Source organism: Streptomyces sp. NPDC012825 (genome assembly GCF_042900925.1).
Taxonomy (GTDB): Bacteria; Actinomycetota; Actinomycetes; order Streptomycetales; family Streptomycetaceae; genus Streptomyces.
Map to the genome: position 1 here is coordinate 55375 of NZ_JBIBBZ010000012.1, position 22931 is coordinate 78305.

Annotated in this window: 16 protein-coding genes and 1 pseudogene; 10 read left to right on the forward strand and 7 right to left on the reverse strand. The window is 75.5% G+C overall.

From position 1 onward, the window contains the following. Positions 1-2: 2 nt before the first annotated feature. Positions 3-374, reverse strand: coding sequence for an ArsR/SmtB family transcription factor (locus ACFY7E_RS23285; protein ID WP_383443283.1), 372 nt, complete (start codon positions 372-374; stop codon positions 3-5). A 93-nt stretch (positions 375-467) separates the two neighbouring features. On the opposite strand from ACFY7E_RS23285, the gene ACFY7E_RS23290 reads away from it, so the two are divergent. After that, positions 468-2444 (forward strand): heavy metal translocating P-type ATPase, encoded by a 1977-nt coding sequence (locus tag ACFY7E_RS23290; RefSeq protein WP_389487735.1) that lies wholly within the window; start codon positions 468-470, stop codon positions 2442-2444. 179 nt (positions 2445-2623) lie between these two features. Here ACFY7E_RS23290 and ACFY7E_RS23295 read toward each other — a convergent pair. Continuing rightward, positions 2624-3792, reverse strand: a pseudogene (locus tag ACFY7E_RS23295) (CobW family GTP-binding protein). A 5-nt stretch (positions 3793-3797) separates the two neighbouring features. Continuing rightward, on the reverse strand, positions 3798-3968 hold the full coding sequence (gene rpmF, locus ACFY7E_RS23300; RefSeq protein WP_389487737.1) for a 50S ribosomal protein L32: 171 nt from the start codon (positions 3966-3968) through the stop codon (positions 3798-3800). Between the two features lie 177 nt (positions 3969-4145). Between rpmF and ACFY7E_RS23305 the strand changes: the two genes are divergently transcribed. The 5 genes from ACFY7E_RS23305 to ACFY7E_RS23325 all read left to right on the forward strand — a co-directional run bounded on the left by ACFY7E_RS23305 (position 4146) and on the right by ACFY7E_RS23325 (position 13337). Further along, positions 4146-5735: a PLP-dependent aminotransferase family protein gene (locus tag ACFY7E_RS23305; RefSeq protein ID WP_389487739.1), complete on the forward strand. Its 1590-nt coding sequence runs from the start codon at positions 4146-4148 to the stop codon at positions 5733-5735. 100 nt (positions 5736-5835) lie between these two features. Beyond that, positions 5836-7479 (forward strand): alkaline phosphatase D family protein, encoded by a 1644-nt coding sequence (locus tag ACFY7E_RS23310; protein ID WP_389487741.1) that lies wholly within the window; start codon positions 5836-5838, stop codon positions 7477-7479. A gap of 149 nt (positions 7480-7628) precedes the next feature. Beyond that, positions 7629-9002: an SWIM zinc finger family protein gene (locus tag ACFY7E_RS23315; protein ID WP_389487743.1), complete on the forward strand. Its 1374-nt coding sequence runs from the start codon at positions 7629-7631 to the stop codon at positions 9000-9002. A 98-nt stretch (positions 9003-9100) separates the two neighbouring features. Beyond that, a complete protein-coding gene (locus ACFY7E_RS23320) occupies positions 9101-11806 on the forward strand; it encodes a DUF6493 family protein (RefSeq protein ID WP_389487745.1) in 2706 nt (901 codons plus the stop codon). Between the two features lie 88 nt (positions 11807-11894). Continuing rightward, the gene (locus ACFY7E_RS23325; protein ID WP_389487747.1) at positions 11895-13337 is read left to right on the forward strand and encodes a GNAT family N-acetyltransferase; all 1443 of its coding nucleotides are present in this window, start codon (positions 11895-11897) and stop codon (positions 13335-13337) included. Here ACFY7E_RS23325 and ACFY7E_RS23330 read toward each other — a convergent pair. Further along, entirely contained in the window at positions 13261-14475 is a 1215-nt protein-coding gene (locus ACFY7E_RS23330) for a trans-sulfuration enzyme family protein (protein ID WP_389487749.1), read from the reverse strand. The two genes, ACFY7E_RS23325 and ACFY7E_RS23330, sit on opposite strands and share 77 nt — an antisense overlap. A 59-nt stretch (positions 14476-14534) precedes the next feature. On the opposite strand from ACFY7E_RS23330, the gene ACFY7E_RS23335 reads away from it, so the two are divergent. The 3 genes from ACFY7E_RS23335 to ACFY7E_RS23345 all read left to right on the forward strand — a co-directional run bounded on the left by ACFY7E_RS23335 (position 14535) and on the right by ACFY7E_RS23345 (position 17386). Next, positions 14535-15032 carry an Lrp/AsnC family transcriptional regulator gene (locus tag ACFY7E_RS23335; protein WP_125666854.1) on the forward strand — a complete coding sequence of 166 codons (498 nt, stop codon included), beginning with the start codon at positions 14535-14537 and terminating at the stop codon, positions 15030-15032. Between the two features lie 49 nt (positions 15033-15081). Continuing rightward, the gene (locus tag ACFY7E_RS23340; protein ID WP_389487751.1) at positions 15082-16785 is read left to right on the forward strand and encodes a DUF885 domain-containing protein; all 1704 of its coding nucleotides are present in this window, start codon (positions 15082-15084) and stop codon (positions 16783-16785) included. A gap of 151 nt (positions 16786-16936) precedes the next feature. Further along, a complete protein-coding gene (locus ACFY7E_RS23345; protein ID WP_383440074.1) occupies positions 16937-17386 on the forward strand; it encodes an Lrp/AsnC family transcriptional regulator in 450 nt (149 codons plus the stop codon). Here the strand turns inward: ACFY7E_RS23345 and ACFY7E_RS23350 are convergent. The 3 genes from ACFY7E_RS23350 to ACFY7E_RS23360 all read right to left on the reverse strand — a co-directional run bounded on the left by ACFY7E_RS23350 (position 17376) and on the right by ACFY7E_RS23360 (position 22360). Further along, complete coding sequence (locus tag ACFY7E_RS23350; protein ID WP_389487753.1) at positions 17376-20420, reverse strand: AAA family ATPase; 3045 nt, start codon at positions 20418-20420, stop codon at positions 17376-17378. The genes ACFY7E_RS23345 and ACFY7E_RS23350 overlap by 11 nt on opposite strands. Beyond that, positions 20417-21595, reverse strand: a complete 1179-nt coding sequence (locus ACFY7E_RS23355) for an exonuclease SbcCD subunit D (protein WP_389487755.1) — start codon at positions 21593-21595, stop codon at positions 20417-20419. The genes ACFY7E_RS23350 and ACFY7E_RS23355 overlap by 4 nt, the downstream gene beginning before the upstream one ends. Before the next feature lie 138 nt (positions 21596-21733). Further along, complete coding sequence (locus ACFY7E_RS23360) at positions 21734-22360, reverse strand: YigZ family protein (RefSeq protein WP_389487757.1); 627 nt, start codon at positions 22358-22360, stop codon at positions 21734-21736. A 122-nt stretch (positions 22361-22482) separates the two neighbouring features. Here ACFY7E_RS23360 and ACFY7E_RS23365 point away from each other — a divergent pair, with 122 nt between their 5' ends. Beyond that, on the forward strand, positions 22483-22923 hold the full coding sequence (locus tag ACFY7E_RS23365) for a CoA-binding protein (protein WP_389487759.1): 441 nt from the start codon (positions 22483-22485) through the stop codon (positions 22921-22923). The last annotated feature ends 8 nt before the right edge of the window (positions 22924-22931 follow it).

Below are 22931 nucleotides of genomic sequence, written 5' to 3' on the forward strand. Positions count from 1 at the left end.
GCTCAGCCGACGGGCTCGGAGGAGAGGTCGCGGGCGCCGATGCGCAGGTGCTCCACGTGGTGGAGCGCCTGGTCGAGCAGTTCGGCGACGTGGTCGTCGTGGAGGGCGTAGACGATCGACCGGCCGTGGCGTTCGCCGGTGACGAGCCCGAGGTTGCGCAGCAGGCGGAGCTGGTGGGAGCAGGCCGAGGGCTCCATGTCGACCGCGGTGGCGAGGTCGCCGACCGAGGACGGCCCCTCCCGGAGCCGGGCCAGGATGTACAGCCGTGACGGGGTGGCGAGGGCCTGGAGGGTCGCGGCCACGTCGGCGGCGCCGACCGCGTCGAGGCGCTCGCGGGTGGTGGCGCTGCCGGTGGTGTTCATTCCATGGCCCATGGGGTCATGATACGGAAGAAACCTGAAAGGCTCTTCATATGTTCTTGTATGGTGGAGGTGTCACCCCGTCCGCCCGTGAAGGGTCGCCTCGCCATGCCCCCTGTCGTGGAATCACCTCCGCCGGCCACCACCGGAGCGGCTCCGGCCGCGCCCCGACGGCGCACCCGGCTCCTGGCCCTGCCCGAGGCCCGGTGGGCCCTCGCCGCCCTCGTCCTGTTCCTGCTCGCCCTCCCGCTCCACCTGCTGGACGCGCCGGCCTGGCTGTGGGGACCGCTGTTCGCCGCCACGTACGTCTCCGGCGGCTGGGAGCCGGCCCGGGAAGGGCTCAAGGCCCTCGGGGACAGGACACTGGACGTGGACCTGCTGATGGTGGTGGCGGCCCTCGGCGCCGCCGCGATCGGACAGGTCCTCGACGGCGCGCTGCTGATCGTCATCTTCGCCACCTCCGGAGCCCTGGAGGCCGTCGCCACGGCCCGCACCGCCGACTCCGTGCGCGGCCTGCTCGACCTGGCGCCGGAGACCGCCTGCCGACTCGCGGACGACGGCACGGAGGAGACCGTCCCGGCCGCCGACCTGGCGGTGGGCGACACCGTCCTCGTACGCCCCGGGGAGCGGATCGGGGCGGACGGCCGCGTGACCGGCGGCACGAGCGACGTCGACCAGGCCACCATCACCGGCGAGCCGCTGCCCGTGGCCAAGCGGTCCGGCGACGAGGTCTTCGCGGGCACCCTCAACGGCTCCGGCGCCCTGTGGGTGGAGGTCGGACGCGACCCGTCGGAGTCGGTCGTCGCCCGGATCGTCGCCATGGTCGAGGAAGCCGCGAAGACCAAGGCGCCCACCCAGCTCTTCATCGAGAAGGTCGAGCGGCGCTACAGCCTCGGCATGGTCGCCGCCACCCTTCTGATCTTCACGATCCCCCTGCTCCTGGGGTCGGACCTCCGGTCCACACTGCTGCGCGCGATGACCTTCATGATCGTCGCCTCACCGTGCGCCGTGGTGCTCGCCACGATGCCGCCCCTGCTGTCCGCCATGGCGAACGCCGGCCGCCACGGCGTACTGGTCAAGTCCGCCGTCGTCATGGAACGCCTCGGCCAGGTCGACGCGGTCGCCCTCGACAAGACGGGCACCCTCACCCAGGGCACTCCGCGCCTGACCGCGCTGCGCCCGCTCGACGACGGACGCGGCCTCGACGGGAACGCCCTGCTGCGCCTCGCGGCGGCGGCCGAGCACCCCAGCGAACACCCCCTCGCCCGCGCCGTGGTGGACGCCGCCGGGGAGCGCGGGATCGCCCTGCCCGTCGCCCGGGACTTCACCTCCACCCCCGGCACCGGGGTGACCGCCACGGTCGACGGCCGCGCCGTCGCCGTCGGCAGTCCCGCCGCGCTCCTCGACGACCCCGCCCACCCGGCCGCCGTCCTGGCCGCGGAGATGGAGGAGGACGGGAGCACGGCCGTGCTGGTCACTCTCGACGGGCGGCCGGCCGGCGTCCTCGGGATCGCCGACCGCCTGCGGCCCGAGGCCGTCGCCGCCACCCGCGCCCTGCGCGACCTCACCGGCCGGACACCGGTCCTGCTCACCGGGGACAATCCGCGCGCCGCGGCCCGTCTCGCCGCCGACGTGGGCATCACCGACGTCCGCGCGGGCCTGCTGCCGCAGCACAAGGTGGCCGCGGTCCACGAACTCCAGGATGCCGGCGCCAGGGTCCTGGTCGTCGGGGACGGCGTCAACGACGCCCCGGCCCTGGCCGCCGCCCACACCGGCATGGCCATGGGGCGCGCCGGCTCCGACCTCGCCCTGGAGACCGCCGACGCCGTCGTCGTGCGCGACGAACTGACCGCCGTCCCCACCGTGGTGAACCTCTCGCGCAGGGCCCGGAGGCTCGTGGTCCAGAACCTCGTCGTCGCGGGGGCCTTCATCGCCGTCCTGGCCGTCTGGGACCTGGTCGGCACCCTGCCGCTGCCCCTCGGCGTCGCCGGGCACGAAGGCTCCACCGTGCTCGTCGGCCTCAACGGCCTGCGCCTGCTGGCGGACGGCGCCTGGCAGCGCGCCCGCCCCTCGGACGCGCCCTGAGCCCCACCCGTACGAGAACGGCCGGGCCCGTGCGCAGATCGACGCGCGCGGGCCCCGGGCCTCGCTCGGCACGCCGCAGGAGTCCTGGACGCCGGCCCCACCGGGCGGGCGGCGAGGAACGAGGAAGAAGCCGGGTCGGGCGGTGCCGTGGCTGCGACCACCGCCCGACCCGGAGCTCGTCACGCCGACCGCGTGAGCGCGGGGCCCTCGTGCTCGCAGGCGTCGTCGATCCCGTGGGAGTCCCACGCGGGGAACGGGTCGACCGGCGGAAGGGGTTCGCCCTCGGCCATCAGGCAGCCCTCCAGCGCCGCTTCGAGGGCTTCGGCCCGCAGGCCTGTGCCGATGGACACCAGCTCCTGGCCCTGGGCGTCGTCGCGGACGCCGGAGGGCTCGAACCGGGCCACGGAGCCGGCCTGCGACCACAGCCCGGTGATCCGGGGCCGGCCGGCGAGCCGGAAGAAGCCCTTGCAGCGCAGGACGTCCCCGAAGGCGCCGCTGTCGAGTCCCTCGGTCACGAAGGCGAACAGCCGGCCCGGACGGAAGGGCCTCCCGGAGCGGAAGACGAGGCTGGAGATCCCGTACTCATCGGTCTCCGGCACGTGGTCGCCGTTGAGTTCCATGACCCAGCCCGGGGCCTCCTGGGCGCGCTCCAGGTCGAACGGGCCGGTTCCCAGGACCTGCCCCAGCGGCACCTGCCCGCGGACGGCGGTCACCACCCGGGCGGCCGGATTCAGCCGGGTCAGGGCGGCGCGCAGCCGAAGGGCGTCGGCCGCCCCGACGAGGTCGAGCTTGTTGAGCACGAGGACGTCGGCGAACTCGATCTGGTCCATCAGGAGGTCGCTGACCGTCCGTCCTCCTCGTACTGGTCGAGGCCACGCTCCACCAGACCGTCGCCACCCGCGAGTTCGGACAGGAAGTTCGCCGCGTCCACCACGGTGACCATGGTGTCCAGACGGGCCAGGTCGCCCAGGGTCGCGCCGTCGTCCCGGGGGAAGGCGAAGGTGGCGGCGGCCGGCAGGGGTTCGGAGACGCCGCTGGACTCGATGAGCAGGTAGTCGAAGCGGCCCTCGCGCGCCGGCCGGTCGACCTCCTCCAGCAGGTCGTCGCGCAGGGTGCAGCAGATGCACCCGTCGGTCATCTCGACCAGCCGCTCCTCGGTCCGCGACAGGGCGGCCTCGCCGCCGCGCACCAGCGCCGCGTCGATGTCGACCTCGCTCATGGCGTTGACGATCACCGCGACCCGCGGGCCGCCGCGGTTGGTGAGCACATGGTTGAGCAGTGTGGTCTTGCCGGCGCCGAGGAAGCCCGAGAGCACGGTCACCGGCAGCCGCCGGTCGGTGTCGCCCACCGCACTCAGCCTTCGGGGCGCAGCAGGCCGCGCTCGTACGCCTTCACCAGCCGCCGCGGCACCCGGTGGACGACGCCGTCCACCGTGACCGGCACCAGCTGGGGCGTCACGGCCTTCCACTGGGCGCGGCGGTGACGCGTGTTGCTGCGGGACATCTTCCGCTTCGGGACAGCCATGACCAACCTCCGGTGACGAAAGGAACGACCGGAACGCTATATGAAAACGACTTCCATTACAAAGTAGGTCGGTCGAGCGCCGTGACCCGCCACCGTGCCGTGCCGTGCCGTGCCGTCAAGACGGCATACTCGTCCACGGCGTGCCACAGGGGGACGAGACCGTGGGACAGAAGTGCGATGACGTCAGGTGAGACGGACCCGGGAGACCGGGCCCGGCACGGCGGAGAGGGACGTTCCGAGCGCGTGCCCGCAGGACGGCCCGCGTGGGAGCTGCTGCTCCCGGCCGTCGGGGCGCCGGCGCGGCGCCGGGGCCGGGCGCTCCAGGAGGCGCTGCGCGAGGCGGTCCGCTCGGGGCGGCTCGCGGCCGGGACGCGGCTGCCGTCCACCCGTGAGCTCGCGGCCGACCTCGGCGTCTCGCGCGGCCTCGTCACCGAGGCGTACGAGCAGCTGACCGCCGAGGGGTACCTGCGCGGCGAACGGGGCGCGGGGACCTGGGTGAGCGGCACGGCGAGAACGGGCGACAGGACCGGGGCGGGCGGCGCCCGTGGCACGAACGGGACGGGAGAGGTCGGGAAGGAAGGGACCGGGAGAGGAGAGGCCGGAGCGGGAGGGACCGGGACGGGAGGGGCCGGAGCGGGAGAGGCTTCCGGAATGCCGGGTGTCCGGGTGGACTTCCGTCCGGGGACCCCGGACCTGTCGCTGTTCCCGAGGAGCGCATGGGCGGCGGCGCAGCGGTCCGTCCTGGCGCGGCTCCCCCACCGGGCGCTCGGCTATCCGGACCCGCGCGGACTCCCCGAACTGCGCGAGGCGCTGGCCGGGATGCTGGCGCGGCGCCGGGGCGTGGTGGCCGATCCGGAACGGCTCGTGGTCTGTTCGGGCGTGGCGCAGGCGTCGACGCTCCTGGGGTTCGTGCTGCGGGCGCGGGGGCTGCGCACGGTCGGCGTCGAGGATCCCGGCAGCCCGGAGCACGGACGCCTCTTCGCCTCCACCGGCATGGAGACCGTGTGGCTGCCGCTGGACGGGGAGGGCCTGCGCCCGGGACCGCTCGCCGCCTCGGGGGTACGGGCCGTGGTCGTGACGCCCTCGCACCAGTTCCCGTCCGGGATCGGCTGGTCGGCCGGGCGCCGCGCCGCGCTCCTCGACTGGGCGCGGACGGTCGACGGCTACGTCCTGGAGGACGACTACGACGGGGACTTCCGGTACGACCGGGCGCCGGTCGGCGCGCTCCAGGGCCTCGATCCGGAACGGGTCGTCTACGCGGGATCGGTCAGCAAGTCGCTGGCGCCGGGGCTGCGGCTCGGCTGGACGCTCGTCCCGGAGGAGCTGCTCGGCGAGGTCGTCGAGCGGAAGCGGACGATGGACCTGGGCAATCCGGTCCTCGACCAGGCCGTCCTCGCGGAGTTCGTGACGCGGGGCGGGTACGACCGGCAGCTGCGCCGCTGCCAGCGCGCCTACCGGGAGCGGCGGGACGCGCTGCTCGCCGCCCTCGCCGAGCACCTTCCCGGCACCGGGGTGAGCGGCATCGCGGCCGGACTGCACGTCATCGCGCGCGTACCGGCGCGCTTCGGGCCGCCGGAACGGTTCCTGGCGCGGGCGGCGGGGGCGGGGGTGGCGCTGCGGTCCCTGGAGGAGTACGGCACGGCCCGGCCGGCGGACGGGGACGTACGGCTCGTCATCGGCTACGCGCACCTGACGCCGTCGGCGATCGCGGAGGGGGTGGGGCTGCTGGCGGAGGCGGTGGGCGGCGGGGCGGGGCCGGCGGGATGATCTGTTCACGCGGGGTTCGCGCGGGCGCCGTTCCCGGCCGTTAGGCATGGGGCGGCGTACCGCCCACGACCGGAATCGACCACCTCCCGGAGGCCCCTCCATGTCCCGCCCCGTGCCCGGCTCCTCCCCCGTCCCCGAGTACGTCCCCGAGTCCGTCCCCTCAGCCGCCCCCGCCCGCCGCGGCCTGCTGCGCGGCTCGCTCGCCGCGTCGGCCGCGCTCGCCCTCGGCGGCGCCGGCCTCGCCGCCCCCGCGTTCGCCCTCTCCGGCCGGCCCCGGGCCGCGTGGGGCGTGCAGACGGGCGACGTCACGGCCTCCTCCGGTCTGGTGTGGGTGCGCTCCGACCGTCCGGCGCGCATGATCGTCGAGACCTCCGCGACCGAGTCCTTCCGGCGGGCGCGCCGCCACCGCGGGCCGCTGCTCGGGGCGGGCACGGACTTCACCGGCACCACGGCCCTGCGGGGTCTGCCGGCGGGCGAGCAGATCCACTACCGGGTCACCCTGGCGGACCCGGACGACCCGCGCCGTACGGGCGAGCCGGTCACCGGCACGTTCCGCACGGCCCCGGACCGGCGCCGCGACGGCGTCCGCTTCCTGTGGTCCGGGGACGTCGCGGGGCAGGGCTGGGGCATCAACCCGGACGTCGGCGGCTTCCGCGCGTACGACGAGATGCGCCGGCTCGACCCGGACTTCTTCCTGTGCAGCGGTGACGCGATCTACGCGGACGGGGTGATCGAGCCGAGCGTGACCCTGCCGGACGGGCGGATCTGGCGGAACGTCACGACGCCGGAGAAGTCGAAGGTCGCCGAGACCCTCGACGAGTACCGGGGCAACTTCCGGTACAACCTCCTCGACCACAACGTCCGGGCGTTCAACGCGCGGGTGCCGTCGATCGTGCAGTGGGACGACCACGAGGTGCGGAACAACTGGTACCCGGGGCAGATCCTGGACGACCCCCGGTACGCGGAGAAGGACGTGGACGTCCTGGCCGCCCGGGCGGCGCGCGCCTTCGGCGAGTACACGCCGGTCTCCACCCTCCACGTGCCCGGAGGACACGGCGGCCACGGCGGACAGGGGCGGCGGGTGCACCGGGTGGTGCGGTACGGGCCGCTGCTCGACGTCTTCGTGCTCGACATGCGCTCGTACCGGAACCCCAACTCGCCGAACCGGCAGGCCGACGACACCACCGGCATCCTGGGCGCGGAGCAACTGGCCTGGCTGAAGCGGGAGCTGGCCGCGTCGACGGCCGTGTGGAAGGTGCTGGCGGCCGACATGCCGATCGGCCTGGTGGTGCCGGACGGGGCGGCGGACTTCGAGGCGATCGCGCAGGGCGACCCGGGTGCGCCGCTGGGCCGGGAGCTCCAGATCGCGGAGCTGCTGCGGTTCGTCGAGCACCGGCGGATCACCGGCACGCTGTGGCTGACGGCGGACGTGCACCACACCTCGGCGCAGCACTACGCGCCGGAGCGGGCGGCCTTCCAGGACTTCGCCCCCTTCTGGGAGTTCGTGACCGGGCCGCTGGCGGCGGGCGCGTTCCCGGCGAGCGCGCTGGACGGGACCTTCGGGCCCGAGCGGGTGTTCGTGCGGGCTCCGGAGCGGGGGAACCTGTCGCCGATGGAGAGCCCGTCGTACTTCGGCGAGGTCGACATCGACGGCCACAGCGGGGACCTGACCGTGCGGCTGCGGGCGGAGGGCGGGAAGGTCCTGTTCAGCAAGGTGCTGCGGCCGGGGCGGGTCGGTCAGTGACACGGGTCCGGGGGTGGGGCGGGACCGGGAGCGATCCCGGCTCGGGAATGTCCCGGGCCCGGGACGGCACGGCCCCCGGGGAGGGGTGACCCCCGGCCCGAAAACCCCTGGCCGGCGGCGTTGTCAGTGGCGGGTCCTACGGTTTTTCCATGACGCGATCCGTACAGGCGCTCGCCTACGCACGCCCGTCCGCGCTGGAGTCCACGGGCTCCGGCCGGCTGCTCGGCCTGGAGACGGCGGGGGGCCTCACGCCCCGCGGGGCCGAGGCCCATCCCCGCTTCTTCTCCGGCTTCCTGGCCTCGCCGCAGGTCGCCGCCCGCGGCCTGCTGGCGGTCGCCGACGTGGCCACGGCCCGCTACCACCAGCGGACGCGCCCGGGTTCGCTGGATCCGGTGGTGACGGGGAACGGGGACCGGCTGCGGTTCGAGTCCTTCTCCGGCTGCGGCGGGGTGTACGCGCGCCTGGACGTGCTCGACGAGGGCCTGGGCGGTGCGGAGACGGGGCACGGCACCACCAACGTCGACGTCAACGACCCGCTGCGCGAGGCGCTGTCGCGGATGACGGGGGACGATCCGCTGCACCTGAGGGTCGGCCCCGACGAGATGGCGGTGAGCACCCTCGCGGGCGCGGTCGTGGAGAAGAAGGTGCCGCTGCCGGACCGCTGGCTGCGGGGGTTCGCCGAGGCCCAGGTCGCCTCGGCGCGGTTCGACCTGCGGGCGGAGCTGACGGGGGCGGAGGCCGTGCGGTTCCTCCGGTCCCTGCCGCGCACGCAGTCCCGGGGGCGCGGTCCGCTGTGGGTCGTGGGGTCGGGCCGGACCCTGCGGCCGACGACCCGGCCGGGGTCGGGCGCGGTCTGCCTGCCGGGGCCGGACCGGCTGGTCGCCCTGGAGCGGGTGCTGCGGTACGCGACGGGGCTGCGGGTGTACGGGCCGGTGCCGGACGGCGCGGCCTCGGCGAGCGCCTGGGAGGTGACCCTGCCGGGCATGCGGCTGACGCTCACGCTGTCGCCCGACCCGGCGCGGGGCTTCTCCGGCGAGGGCGGGGTCCTGGAGGCGCTCGCCACGGAGGAGGCGGAGCAGGACGCCGAGCTGATCGCGGTGCTGCTCGCCTGGGAGCCGCGCGTCGACCCGGCCGACCTCGCGGCGCAGGCGGGCCTGTCGGCCGACCGGGTGCGGGCGGCGCTGATCCGGCTCGGCACGGCCGGGCGGGTGGGGTACGACGTGGCGGACGCGGCCTACTTCCACCGGGAGCTGCCGTACGACGCGGACCGCGCAGAGCGCCACAACCCGCGTCTGGTGAGCGCGCGCCGGCTGGTCGCGGAGGGGGCCGTGGAGCTCGACGGGGAGTCGGCGGCGGTGGCCTCGGGCGACCGGCGCTACCGGGTGCGGGAGTCGGGCGGGGTCCTGAGCTGCACCTGCCGGTGGTGGGCGGACCACCGGGGGCGCCGGGGGCCGTGCAAGCACGCGCTCGCGGTGCGGATGGTCCGGCGGGGCGCGGTGGTCGCGGCCGGGGCCGCGCCGTGACGGGCCCGGCGGCCGGCATCGGGGAGCGGGCGGCCCGAGCGGTGACCGGCATCGGGGAGCGGATCGAAGGGGCGGGACGGAAGACAATGGGGGCAGGCATGGGAATCGGTGCGGAGAGCGGTGCGGCGGTGTCGGTGGAGGACGGTGCGCGGGGTGCGACCGGAGGAGGCGCGGCGGTCGAGCGGCTGCTCGACGCGGTGCGCTCCGGGCAGGCCCAGCGGGTGCCGAAGCTTCTGGAACCGCTGGACGCCGCCGCGCGCAAGGAAGCCCTCGGGAGGCTGAAGGCGCTGCGCGCCGAGGTCCGCTCCTGGGACTGGAAGCGGGGGCAGGAGGCGGCCCGGATCCGGCGCGGCCTGTACGTGGCGGGGGCCGGGTGCCACACGGGGGCGGCGGCGACCGCGACCTGGCTCTCCGGCAGCGACATGTTGGGCTGGGAGCTCAAGGACGCGACCCCGGTCCTGGCGGTGCTCGCCGGCCGGGATCCGGCCTGGCTGGCGGACGTGGCGGGACGGCTCGCCAAGCGGCGGAACGTCGCGGAGACCGTCTACGAACTGATCCGCGGGCTCGTGGTGCGCTCCGGCTGTCCGGTCCCGGCGACCGACGGCTACGTCCTGGGCTGGACGCGGAAGGTGACCGACAAGCGGCTCCCGGAGCGGCTGCGCGCGGACCCGCAGACCCCGGTCCTGGTGGCGCACGCGCTCGCGATGGGCGAGACCCCCGACCGGATGACCTGGTCGGTCGGTCCGGAGGCGCCGACGCACTGGCCCACGGCGATCACGACGCTCGTCGCGGAGGGGGTGCTCGACCGGGCCGAGGTGGTGGACCTGTGCGCGTCCCGGCTGCTGCGCGGGGGGCGGGTGCGGGACCTGCGGTTCCCGCTGGAGGTGCTGCGGCTCCTCGCGCCGACCCGGGAGGAGCTGCGGGAGCGGGTCCCGGACTGGATCGGGATGGCGGCCGACGCGCCGTCGCCGGTCGCCGGGTACGCGCAGGAGGTCCTGGCGGGGCTGGCCGTGGAGGGGGCGCTGCCGGCCGGGGCGCTGGCCGAGATGACGGGCGCGGTGCTCTTCCGCACCGAGAAGAAGCTGGTGCGGGCCCAGCTGACCCTGGTCGGCAAGGTGCTCGCGCGGGAGCGGGGCGCGGCCGGCGAGCTGCTGCCCGCCGTCGCGGAGGCCTTCGGTCACGAGGACACCGGCGTCCAGGAGCGGGCGCTCAAGCTGGTGGGCAGGCATCTGTCCGCCGTGGACGCGGAGGTGCGGGCGGAGCTGGCCGAGGCGGCCGGGCTGCTCGGCCCGGCGCACCGGCGGGCGGCCGTGGAGCTGTTCGGGGACGCCCTGGCGGAGCCCGACTCCGGGCCGTACGAGGAGATCCTGCCGCCGGTGCCGGGGCCGGAGCCGGTGGCGCCCGCGGCGGCCACGGTCGGGGCGCTGGTCGAGGAGCTGGTGGCGAAGGGGCTCATGGAGGACCCCGTGGCGTTCGAGCGGGCGCTCGACGGTCTGGTGCGGCACGCGCACCGGGACCGGGCGGCGGTGCGGGACGCGGTGCGGGAGGCGTTCCCCAGGGGGACCTGGGAGACGCCCCACCACTTCACCCACCACCCCCACGGCATCCATGTGGTCCTCGCGGCGCTGCTCGGGTTCGTGAAGCGGTCGGTGATCGACCTCCACCGGGCGGAGGTGCCCGACCGGGACTCCTGTGCCCACGAGGGGCTTTCGGGCGTCCTCGAAGCGCGGCTGTGGGAGGCCGCCGCCCTGGTCGGCACGGACGGGCTGCCGTTCCTGCTCGCCACGCCGACCCTGCACACCGGCGGGATCGACCCGCCGGTCCTCGTGGAGCGGCTGCGGGCCTACCGGGACGCGGGCGCGGAGCCCGCCCCGGTGGATCTCGCCCAGGCCCTGGTCCGGGTCCTGCGGGCCGACCCGTCGGCGGGGCGGGCGGCCGGGGAGGCGGCGGCGCTCGGCACTCCGGCCGGTCTGCGGCTCGCCGCCTGGCTGCGGGACGAGGACGCGCTGGGGGCGACCGTGCGGTTCTTCCCCCGGGGGAGCGAGCAGTCCTCGGGGAAGTGGTGGCTGATCGACCGGACCGTGGTCGAGTTCGGCGAGCGCGCCGTGGTGCGGGAGGAGTTCCCGCCCGCCTTCCACTGGCTGGGCGGCGCCGTGCGGGTGACGCCCCGCCGCTGTTACCACTGGGTCGGGGACCGGGCGCAGTGGGCGTCGGTGCTCCCGGCCGACCGCGAGGTCCTGGCGGCCTGTCTGCTTCCGGCCATGGCGCACTGCGTCGACGGGGACCAGCGCGGGACGACCGAGCCGCTGACCGCGCTGGTCGAGGCCGGAGGGCCGGTCGGCCGCGCGGTGCACCTGGCCCTGGCGTTCGGTCTCGGCTGTGTCGACTCCGACGACCGGCTGCGCGCGGTGGACGCGCTGCTCGTCCTGGCGTCGCGGGGCGAGCTGAACGCCCGGGCGCTCGGGTCGGAGCTGGCGTGGCTGGTGGCGGAGGGGTCGCTCAAGCCGAACCGGCTGACGGACGCGGTCCGCACGGCGGCCGCCACCGGGGCGTACGGGACGGTCTGGGCGGTCCTGGAGGCGATGCTGCCGGAGCTGCTCGGCGCGGAGAAGCCGGTGCGGGGGCTCGGCGAGGTGCTCGCGGTGGCGGCCGACTGCGTGGAGCGGTGCGGGGCCCGGGGCGAGCTCGCGGGGCTCGAAGGAGCGGCCTCGGCGCGGGGTTCCTCGCAGTCGGTGGTCCAGGCCAAGCGGCTCCTGAACGCACTCCGTCAAGGGGCCGATCAGCCTCTGGCAGAAACGGCCTGAATCGGTCGTTAAGCCGCCAGAGGGGCGCTTAACCCGTCAGTCACAAAGCGTTCGTGATCACGCAACACCACTGGGCCACAGTGAGGTCATGACCGATGTGACGTCTTCGAAGAGCGCCCGCCGTCCGCACCACTGGCGGCACGACCTGATCGAGCTGGCCGCGCTGTTCACCGCCGTGGTGGTGGCCGACACGATCGCCAAGACCATCGCCAAGGGCCCGGAGGGCCCCTACCTGCTGGTGTTCTCGGCGATCGCGCTGGTCGCCACCGTCGCCTTCCACACCTGGTGGGCGCGGAGGCACAGTCATGCCGGCCATGCCCCGCCCACCGGTGATCCCGGCGGACGGGGCGTGGCCGTCGTCCCGGCCGCGCGGCCGGAGCCCGCGGCGGAGGAGGAGTCCGCGGACGGGGAGTCCGGCCGGGTCACCGGGACCGCGCTGTGGCGGATGCGCACCACCGTCGCGGACACCCCGGGCAGCCTCGCCGCCCTGTGCACGGTCCTCGCCCGCCTGGACGTGGACATCCTCACCCTCCAGACCCACCCGCTGGCGGACGGCACGGTCGACGAGTTCCTGCTGCGCGCCCCCGCCGACCTCTCCGCCCGGGCCCTGGCGCACGAGGTCGCGGCGGCCGGCGGCCGGGACACCTGGACCGAGCGGGCCGACGCCCACGACCTGGTGGACACGCCGACCCGGGTCCTCGGGCTCGCCACCCGTACGGCGCTCGACGCGGCCGAACTCCCGCTCGCGCTGCGCCAGCTCCTCGGCCGCTGCACCCTCCACTCCGTGCCGGCCGTCTCCCTCACCGGGCGCCCCACCGGCGAACAGGCCCCGGTCGAAGGGGTCCTGGAGGAGACCGTGATGCGGCTGCGCGACCCCCACGGCGGCACGCTCGTCGTCGAGCGCCCCCATCTCCCCTTCACCCCGACCGAGTTCGCCCGGGCGCGCGCCCTGGTCGAGCTGGACGCCCGGCTGGGCCCGCGCCTGCCGCGCGGCCGGGACGTGCTGACCCTGCCCGAGGGCAACGAGATCACCGTCCGCCGCGCCGACCAGCGCGACCTGGCCGCCGCGCGGGCCATGCACGACCGCTGCTCGGCCCGCACCCTGGGCCTGCGCTACCACGGTCCGGTCGGCGACGCCGACCGCTACCTCGACCACCTGCTCAGCCCCCGCTTCGGGCGCACCCTCGCCGTGCGGACCGCCTCCGGCCGTCTCGTCGCCCTGGGGCACCTGCTGTGGGACGGGGACGAGACGGAGGTCGCGCTGATGGTCGAGGACGACTGGCAGCGGCGCGGCATCGGGTCCGAACTCCTCGGCCGGCTCGTGGCGATGGCCGAGGAGGCCGGCTGCGACAGCGTGTACGCCGTGACCCAGTCGTCCAATACGGGGATGGTGGCCGCGATGCGGGCGCTGAACCTGCCCCTCGACTACCAGATCGAGGAGGGCACCCTGGTGATCACCGCCCGGCTGGCCCCGGCACGGCGTCCAGGCGCCCGGACACGGCACGGAGGGACCCGGCCGGCGGAGCGCTGAGCGCCTGCGTCAGGTCCCGCCAGAGGTCCTCGACGTCCTCCAGGCCGACCGACATGCGCAGCAGCCGGTCGCTGACGCCCGCCGAGCGCCGGTCGCCCTCGGCCACGATCCGGTGGCTGATGGAGGCCGGGTGCTGGATGAGGGTGTCGACGCTGCCGAGACTGACCGCCGGGGTGATGAGCCGTACTCCGGCGATCACGTCGTGCGGCTCCCCGTACACCTCGAAGGCGATCATCGCGCCGCCGATCCGCGGGTAGTGGACGCGGGCGATCCGGGGGTCGGTGGCGAGCCGCCGGACCAGCTCGGCGGCCGTCGTGGACGCCGCCCGCACCCGTACCGGCAGGGTGGACAGACCGCGCAGCAGCAGGTATCCGGCGAGCGGGTGGAGCACCCCGCCGGTGGCGAAGCGGACCTGCCGGAGGGTGCGGGCGAACTCCTCGTCGCAGGCGACGACCCCGCCCATGACGTCGCCGTGGCCGCCCAGGTACTTGGTCGCGCTGTGCAGCACGATCCGGGCGCCCTGCTCGACCGGCCGCTGGAGGACGGGGGTGGCGAAGGTGTTGTCGACCAGGAGCGGCACGGAGCCGCAGGAGTGGGCGAGGGCCCGGATGTCGGCCTCGGCCAGGGTGGGGTTGGCCGGCGACTCGACCATGACCAGGCCGGTGTCGGGCCGGATCGCCTCCGCGATGCCGGCCGGGTCGGTCCAGGTGACCTCGGTGCCGAGCAGCCCGGCGTCCAGGAGGTGGTCGCTGCAGCCGTACAGCGGGCGGACCGCGACGACGTGCCGCAGCCCCTGGCTCGCCCGGGCGAGCACGACGGCGGTCAGGGCCGCCATGCCGCTGGCGAAGGCGACGGCCGACTCGGTGCCCTCCAGACGGGCGAGGGCCTCCTCGAAGCGGGCGACGGTCGGGTTGTCGAGCCGGGCGTAGACGGGCGGGCCGTCGAGCCGGGCGCCGGTGGTGGCGAACTCGTCGATCCGGGCGGCCTCGCCCCGGGCGTCGTACGAGGGGTAGGTGGTGGACAGGTCGATCGGCGGGGCGTGCAGTCCGAGGTCGGCGAGATCCTCGCGACCCGCGTGCACGGCTTCGGTGGCAAGGGCCCTCGGGGTGGCCGAGGGGCCGAGATCCATGGCGTCCATGGCGGCACTGTGAACGGATACCGGCAAGTAGTACCGGATCGCCGTGCTACGTTCGGGCGATGGCCGATTCCGTCGTACTGGACCCGGTCGATCTGCACATTCTTCGCCTCCTGCAGAACGACGCCCGGACCACCTACCGCGAGCTCGCCGCCGAAGTCGGCGTCGCTCCCTCCACCTGTCTGGACCGGGTGGCCCGGCTGCGGCGCACGGGGGTGATCCTCGGTCACCAACTACGTCTGGATCCGGCCAAACTCGGCCGGGGGCTCGAAGCGCTCCTCCTCGTCCAGGTCCGTCCGCACCGGCGGGAACTGATCGGTCCGTTCGTCGAACGGATCCGGGCCCTGCCGGAGTCCCGGGCGCTGTTCCACCTCACCGGGCCCGACGACTACCTGGTGCACGTGGCCGTGGCGGACCCCACCGACCTGCAGCGACTCGTCCTGGACGAGTTCACCTCCCGCCGCGAGGTGGCCCGGGTCGAGACCCGGCTGATCTTCCAGCAGTGGGAGTGCGGGCCGCTCCTGCCGCCCTCCGCGGGCCCCTCCTTGTCAGCCGTCTGAAGCCCGACGAGGGTGACGCGGGCCCGCCGGAGAGGCCAGGATGGCCCCCATGCCAGAGATCTCCAGCAGCCCGCTGCCCCGCCGGGTCGCCGACGACCATGTCGACGCCCTCATCGCCCTCGACCCGATCACCGGCACGTACCTGGGAGTCAGGGAGAGCGCCGGACTGCTGCCCGACTTCTCGCCCGCCGGCCGGCGGGCCGTGGCCGATCTCGCCCGCCGCACGCTCGGCCGGCTCGACGAGGCCGAGCGGGCACCGGGCGCGGACGGCGACGCCGAGCGGCGGTGCGCCCGGCTGTTGCGGGAGCGGCTGACGGCCGAACTGGCCGTGCACGAGGCCGGTGAGGGCCTCCGTACCGTCAGCAACATGCGCTCGCCCGCGCACAGCGTCCGCATCGCCTTCACCGTGATGCCGACGGAGACCGAGGAGGACTGGGCGGCGGTGGCGTCCCGGCTGCGCGCGGTGCCGGCCGCCCTGGAGGGCTACCGCTCCTCGCTCGCCCTCGGCCTGGAGCGCGAGCTGTTCGGAGGCCCCCGCGCCACCGCCACCTTCGTCGGACAGCTCACCGAGTGGGCGGGCGGGGAAGGCGAGCGGCCGGGCTGGTTCGAGGAGTTCGCCGCCACCGGGACCGACGCGCTCCCCGCGGGGCTCCGCGCCGACCTCGCGGTGGCGGGGAAGGACGCCACCGCGGCCGTCGGGGCGCTGCGGGACTGGATGCGGGACGTGTACGCCCCGGCCGTCGCCGGCGCCCCGGACACGGTGGGCCGCGAGCGCTACCGGCGCTGGTCCCGCTTCTTCAACGGCACCGATCTGGACCTCGACCAGGCCTACGCGTACGGCTGGTCCGAGTACCACCGGCTCCTCGGCGAGATGCGGACCGAGGCCGAGCGGATCCTGCCCGGCGCCGACCCCTGGGAGGCGCTCGCCCACCTGGACGAGCACGGCACCCACATCGAGGGCGTCGACGAGGTGCGCGCCTGGCTCCAGCGGCTCATGGACGAGGCCGTCGAGGCGCTCGACGGCACCCACTTCGAACTCGCCGAACGGGTGCGGCGGGTGGAGTCCCGCATCGCCCCGCCGGGCGGCGCCGCCGCGCCGTACTACACCGGCCCGTCCGAGGACTTCTCGCGCCCCGGCCGCACCTGGCTGCCCGTGGACGGCACGACCCGCTTCCCGGTGTACGACCTGGTGTCGACCTGGTACCACGAGGGCGTGCCGGGCCACCACCTCCAGAGCGCGCAGTGGGTGCACGTCGCCGACCGGCTCTCCCGCTACCAGGCGACCATCGGCAAGGTCAGCGCCAACATGGAGGGCTGGGCGCTGTACGCGGAGCGCCTGATGGACGAGCTCGGCTTCCTGCCCGACGCGGAGCGGCGGCTCGGCTACCTCGACGCCCAGATGATGCGCGCCTGCCGGGTCGTCGTGGACATCGGCATGCACCTGGGCCTGGAGATCCCGGCGGACTCCCCCTTCCGTCCCGGCGAGCGGTGGACCCCGGAGCTGGCCCAGGAGTTCTTCCAGCGGCACAGCAGCCGCCCGCCGGCCTTCGTGGAGAGCGAGATGACCCGCTACCTCTCGGTGCCGGGCCAGGCGATCGGCTACAAGCTGGGCGAACGCGCCTGGCTGCTCGGCCGCGCCAACGCCCGGGCGGCGCACGGCGAGACGTTCGACGCGAAGGCCTGGCACATGGCGGCCCTCTCGCAGGGGCCCCTCGGCCTGGACGACCTGGTGGACGAGATCTCCCGGCTCTGAGGACCGGCACGGGGACGATCCCCGGCCCTCCACCCGATCGGCCGGGGATCCGCCGCGAGCGGCGGGGATCCCCCCTCGAACGGCCGGTGATCCCTCCGGACAGCCGGGATTCCCCTTGCCCGACGGCGGACTTCCCTGCTATTCCTCCCCCATGACCACCGCCTACACGCCGGACGCCACCGACTGGCGCATCCTCGCGGCCCTCCAGTCCGAGGGCCGCGCCAGCTTCGCCGAACTCGCGCGCGCCGTGTCGATGTCACCGTCCGCGGTGACCGACCGGGTGCGGCGCCTGGAGGAGGCCGGGGTGATCACCGGGTACACGGCCCTCGTCGACCAGGACCGGCTGGGGCTGCCCATCCTGGCCTTCGTGCGGCTGCGCTATCCGCACGGCAACTACAAGCCGTTCCACGACCTGCTCGACACCACGCCGGAGGTCCTGGAGGCGCACCACGTCACCGGTGACGACTGCTTCGTCCTGAAGGTCGCGGCGCGCTCCATGAAGGACCTGGAGACGATCACCGGGAAGATCTCCGGGCTCGGTCCGGTGACGACCAGCGTCGTCTACTCCTCGCCGCTGCCCCGGCGTTCCCTCAGCCGCTGAGCGCGTCCCCGCCGGTGCGCAGCCGCACCGCCGAGCCGTGCCGCGCCTTGACGACCTCCAACTGGGCCGGGATCCGGCGGCGCAGGTCGCCGACGTGGCTGACGATGCCGACGCTGCGGTCCCGCTCGCGCAGCGAGTCGAGGACGTCGAGGACCTCGTCGAGGGTCTGCTCGTCGAGGCTGCCGAAGCCCTCGTCGATGAAGAGGGTGTCGAGCCTGACGCCGCCCGCCTCGTCCGTGACCACGTCGGCGAGGCCGAGGGCGAGGGCGAGGGAGGCGAAGAAGGTCTCGCCGCCGGAGAGGGTGGCCGTGTCGCGCTCGTTGCCGGTCCAGGCGTCGACGACGTGCAGCCCGAGGCCGGCCCGCTTGGAGCCGGAGCGGGCGTCGGAGTGGACGAGAGTGTAGCGGCCCGAGGACATGCGCCGGAGGCGGGCGGTCGCGGCGGCCGCGACCTGTTCGAGCCGGGCGGCCAGGACGTACGACTCCAGGCGCATCCGGCGTTCGTTCTCGGCTGAGGTGCCGGCGGTGAGGGCGGCGAGGCGGGCCACCCGCTCGTACTCCTCGCGGAGCGGTCCCAGGCGGCGGACCTCGGCGGCGGCCTGCCGGGAGAGTTCGGCGAGGCCGGCGGCCCGTTCGCGGGCGGCGGCGAGGGCGGAGTCGGCCTCGCGCAGGGCTCGTTCGGCCGCCGTGTGGACGGCCCCGGCGGCGGCGGGGTCGGCGGGCGGGAGCGCGGCGGCGGCCGCGGTGCCCGGTTCGGCGAGCCGGTCCGCGACGACGGCCTCCTCGGCCTGCCAGGCGCCCAGGCGCTGTTGGAGTTCGCGGCGTTCGCCCTCGTCCAGGAGCGCGGCGGCGGCCTCGTCGGGGGTGGTGAAGCCCTCCTTGTAGGCGGCGTCGGCGAGCCGGTCGTCGGCCTCCTTGAGGCGCCGGTCGGCGAGTTCGGCGGCGCGTACGGTGCCGGCGGCGTCGGCGAGGAGGCCGATCCGCCGCTCCAGGCGGGCGGCGTGTTCGGCCACGGTGACGAACGCGCCGCGTCCCCGGGCGATCTCCTCGTCGAGTTCGGCCAGCAGCCGGTCCAGCGTCTCGCGGCGCGAGGTCCGGGCGGCGGCCCGCCGCTCGGCCTCCCGCTGTGCCGCCAGCCGTTCCCCGTGCTCCCGCTCGGCCCGCGCGAGCGCCTCGCGCGCGGCGTGCGCCTGCCCGGCGAGCGCGTGGGCCTCGGCGTGGAGCCGGGCCAACTCCTCCACCTCGGCGGCGAGTTCCTCGACAGTGGGATCGGCGGCGGCCGGATCGGCGTCCGCTCCGGTCCTCGCCTCCGCGCGGGCCGCGGTCCAGGACTCGCGGGTGACGGCCAGTTCGCGCTCGACGGCCGTGCGGGTCTCCTCGGCGGCGGTGTAGGCCGCGTAGGCGGCCTCCTCGGTGGCGCGGTCGACGTGGTCGGCGGTGGTGCGGGCGGGAGCCGGGTGGGCGGTGGAGCCGCAGACCTGACAGGGGTCGCCGGGGACGAGGCCGGCCGCGAGTTCGGCGGCGATGCCCTCCAGGCGGCGGGACTTGACGTCGAGCCAGGTCTCGTGGGCGTCGTTGCGCCGTTCGCGGGCCTCCGCGAGGCGGCTCCCGGCCGCCTCGGCGCCCCGGGCGAGGGCGTCGCGGCGGCGGGCGGCGGCGAGACGGCGGCGGGCGGGCTCCAGGCGGCCCGCGAAATGTTCGGCGCGGGCGACGGCGTCCCGGGCGGCCTCGACGCGCTCGGTGAGCCGGGCGCGGCGCGGCTCCCATCCGGCGAGCCAGTCGGCCGCGTCGCGCAGGACGTCCTCGTCGGCGCGCGCCTCCCGTGCCAGTACGGTCCGTTCCTCGGCGACGGCGGCGGCGCGGTGCTCGGCGCGGCGGGCCGCCTCGAGGCCGCCGAGCTCCTCGCGCAGCCGGTTCTCCAGGGCGGAGAGCTGCTCGGTCCCGGCGTCGGCGAGGTCGGACGGCAGCCGGTCGCGGGAGCGGGCGAGGCCGGAGAGGGCGGTGGCGTGCTCGCGCTCGGCGTCCCGGCGCAGGGCCAGGGCGGGGGCGACCCGGTCGGCCTTGAGGCTCCGGTCCAGGGCGACGCGGAGGCGGTCGCGCTCGGGGGCCCGCTCGGCGATCCGCTCGCGGCGCCGGAGGGCGTCGGCGTGGCGGTCCTGGCGGGCGGCGAGGTCGCGCTCGGCGTCGAGGGCGGCGCGTGCTCCGGTCCGCCGGCGTTCGGCGGCGGCGAGCCGCGCCTCCGCGACGTCCAGGGTCTCGTACGCCTCGGTGCGGGCGACGGCGGCCCAGGTGAGGACGGACGCGGCGAGTCCGGGTTCGCCGGGCCGGCCGTCGACCGGGGTGCGGGCCGCGTCGAGTCCTCCGGCGGCCTGGGCCATGCGGTGGGCGAGGGCGAGCAGCCGCTCGTCCCCCTCCCGCACCCGCTGTTCGGCCACGCGCCGCAGGTCGGCCAGGCGTTCCTCGACGGCGGCGAAGCGGCGGGTGTCGAAGAGGCGGCCGAGGAGCCTGCCCCGGGCCTCGGCGTCGGCGCGCAGGAAGCGGGCGAAGTCGCCCTGCGGGAGGAGGACGACCTGGCAGAACTGCTCGCGGCTCATGCCGAGGAGCTGGGTGATCTCCTCGCCGATCTCCTGGTGGGAGCGGCTGAGGCCGTTCCAGGCGCCGGTGGCCGGGTCGTACTCGCGCAGCCAGGTCTGGGCCTTCTCGGTGGTGAAGCCGGTGCCGCGCCGCTTGGGCCGCTGCTGGGCCGGGCGGCGGGTGATCTCCAACCGCCTTTCGCCCACGGTCAGTTCGAGGAGGACCTCGGTGTACGTGCCGACGGGGGCGTGGTCGCTGCGCAGGGAGGCGCCGGGGTTCTGGCGGACGCCGGGCACGCTTCCGTACAGGGCGAAGCAGACGGCGTCGAGGACGGAGGTCTTGCCCGCTCCGGTCGGCCCGTGGAGCAGGAAGAGCCCGGCGGAGGACAGGGTGTCGAAGTCGACGGTCTGCGTGGCTCCGAAGGGGCCGAACGCGGTGATCTCCAGACGGTGCAGCCTCACCGGCCCGCCTCCCGCTCGGCCGTGTCGACCCGTACGTCGTCGAAGGCGCCGTACAGGACGGCCCGTTCGGGTGCGTCGAGCGCCGCGCCGCCGCGCACGTGGGCCACGAAGTCCTCCGCGATCTGCCGGTCGCTGCGGTCCCGGAGCCGCCGGGCGTAGGAGGCGCCGGTGTCGCCCCCGGTCCGCTCGGGGTCGAAGACCAGGTTGAGGGTGTGCGGGAAGCGTTCGGCGAGCCGGTTCATGGGGTCGGCGGGCCGTACGGGGTCGGTGAGGGTGGCCTCGACCCAGGAGTCTTCGTGGCGGGCGTGCGCGGGGTCGGCGAGGAGGTCGTCGAGCCGGCCCCGGAGCCGGGCGAGGGGGCGCGGGACGGGGCAGTCGAGGCGTTCGGCGTCGAGGTCCGCGCCGTCGGGGCCCGCCGGGCCGAGGTCGACGAGCCACATGGTCTTGCGGTGGTCGGCCTCGGAGAAGGAGTACGCGAGGGGGGAGCCGGAGTAGCGCACGCGGGGGGTGAGGGTCTGGCTGCCGTGCAGGTGGCCGAGGGCGACGTAGTCGACGCCGTCGAAGATCCCGGCGGGGACGGCGGCGACGCCGCCGACGGTGATGTCCCGCTCGCTGTCGCTGGGCGCGCCGCCGGCGACGAAGGCGTGGGCGACGACGACGGAGCGGGTGGCGGCGGGCCGGGTCGCGAGGTCGGCGCGGACCCGGTCCATGGCGGCGGTGAGCACGGCCTCGTGGCCGGCCTTCCCGGCGCCGAGCCGCTCGCGGACGAGGACGGGTTCGAGGTAGGGCAGGCCGTAGAGGGCGACGTCGCCGTGGGCGTCGGTAAGGACGACGGGGGTGCCGATGCCGTCGGGGTCGGTGCGGAGGTGGATGCCGGCCCGTTCGATGAGTCCGGCGCCGACGCCGAGGCGGCGGGCCGAGTCGTGGTTGCCGGAGATCATGAGGGTGGGGACCCCGGCCTCGGCGAGCCGGTGGAGGGCGGTGTCGAAGAGCTCGACGGCGGGCAGCGGCGGCACGGCCCGGTCGTAGACGTCGCCGGCGACGAGGACGGCGTCGATCCGGTGCTCGTGGACGGTGGCCACGAGGTGGTCGAGGAAGGCGGCCTGGGCGCCGAGGAGTCCGACGCGGTGGAAGGACCGGCCGAGGTGCCAGTCCGAGGTGTGCAGAAGCCTCACGTCGCCGTCCCGCCCCGCATGTGTGCCGCCCCTCCCCCGCCGGCCCCGCGCCGGTCGCCGTTCGTGTGCGCCCACCACGCTATCCCGAGCGGGGGTGTGGGGGCGGCCGTCCCGGTGAAGGAGCACCGGGGTCGTGCGTCACGCGTCGCCGTACGCCTCGCCGCCGAGTTCGAACGCGGCCGCGCCCGCCGTGGCGTCGGCGAGCCAGGCGCGGAAGGCCTCGACGTCGGCGTCGGGGAGGCCGATCTCGATCGTGACGGCGTCGGCGTACCGCACGTCGCGGACGGCGCGGCCCGTCGTCCGCAGGTCGTTCTCCAGCTTGCCCGCCCGCTGGTGGTCGACGGTGACGGTGGCGAGCCGGAAGCGCTGCCGGGTCACGGTGCCGAGCGCGTCGAGGGCCTCGCCGACCACTCCCCCGTACGCCCGGATCAGACCGCCCGCGCCGAGCTTCACGCCGCCGTAGTAGCGGGTGACGACGGCGGCGACGTACCGCGTCTCGCGGCGCAGCAGCATCTGGAGCATGGGGACGCCGGCCGTGCCGCTCGGTTCGCCGTCGTCACTGGCCCGCTGCACGGAGGCGTCGGCGCCGAGGACGTACGCGAAGCAGTTGTGGGTGGCCGTCGGGTGCTCCGCGCGGACGCGCGCGACGAACTCCTGCGCCTCCCGCTCGTCGGCGACGGGCGCGAGCGCGCAGAGGAAGCGCGAGCGGTTGATCTCGGTCTCGTGCACGCCCTCGCGGGCCGGGGTGCGGTACTGCTCCTGCATCCGGCCAGCCTACGTTCCACCGGCCCGGCGCTCCCCGGCGGCCGGCGGGGGCGGGGGAATCAAGGACCGGCGCGGTTCGTTCCCCGGGAGACGGACCGCGCCGAGGAGAGGCAGCAGAGACGATGAGCGCCGACAGCACGACCACCGGTCCCGCCGAGTACTCCGCGTCGGAGGCGGTACGGCGGATCCTGACGTCCACGGGCGACACCTGGGCGGTGGTGGGCCTCTCGAACAACCGGGCGCGGGCGGCCTACGGGGTCGCCGCCGTCCTCCAGCGCTTCGGGAAGCGGGTCGTCCCGGTCCACCCGAAGGCGGAGACGGTCCACGGCGAGCGGGGCTACGCCTCCCTCGCCGACATCCCGTTCCCGGTCGACGTCGTCGACGTCTTCGTCAACGGCGACCTGGCGGGCGGGGTCGCCGACGAGGCCGTGGCGATCGGCGCCCGGGCGGTCTGGTTCCAGCTGGACGTGATCGACGAGGCCGCCTTCGCCCGTACGCGCGAGGCGGGCCTGGACATGGTGATGGACCGCTGCCCCGCGATCGAGATCCCGCGCCTGGGCTGATCGGAGAA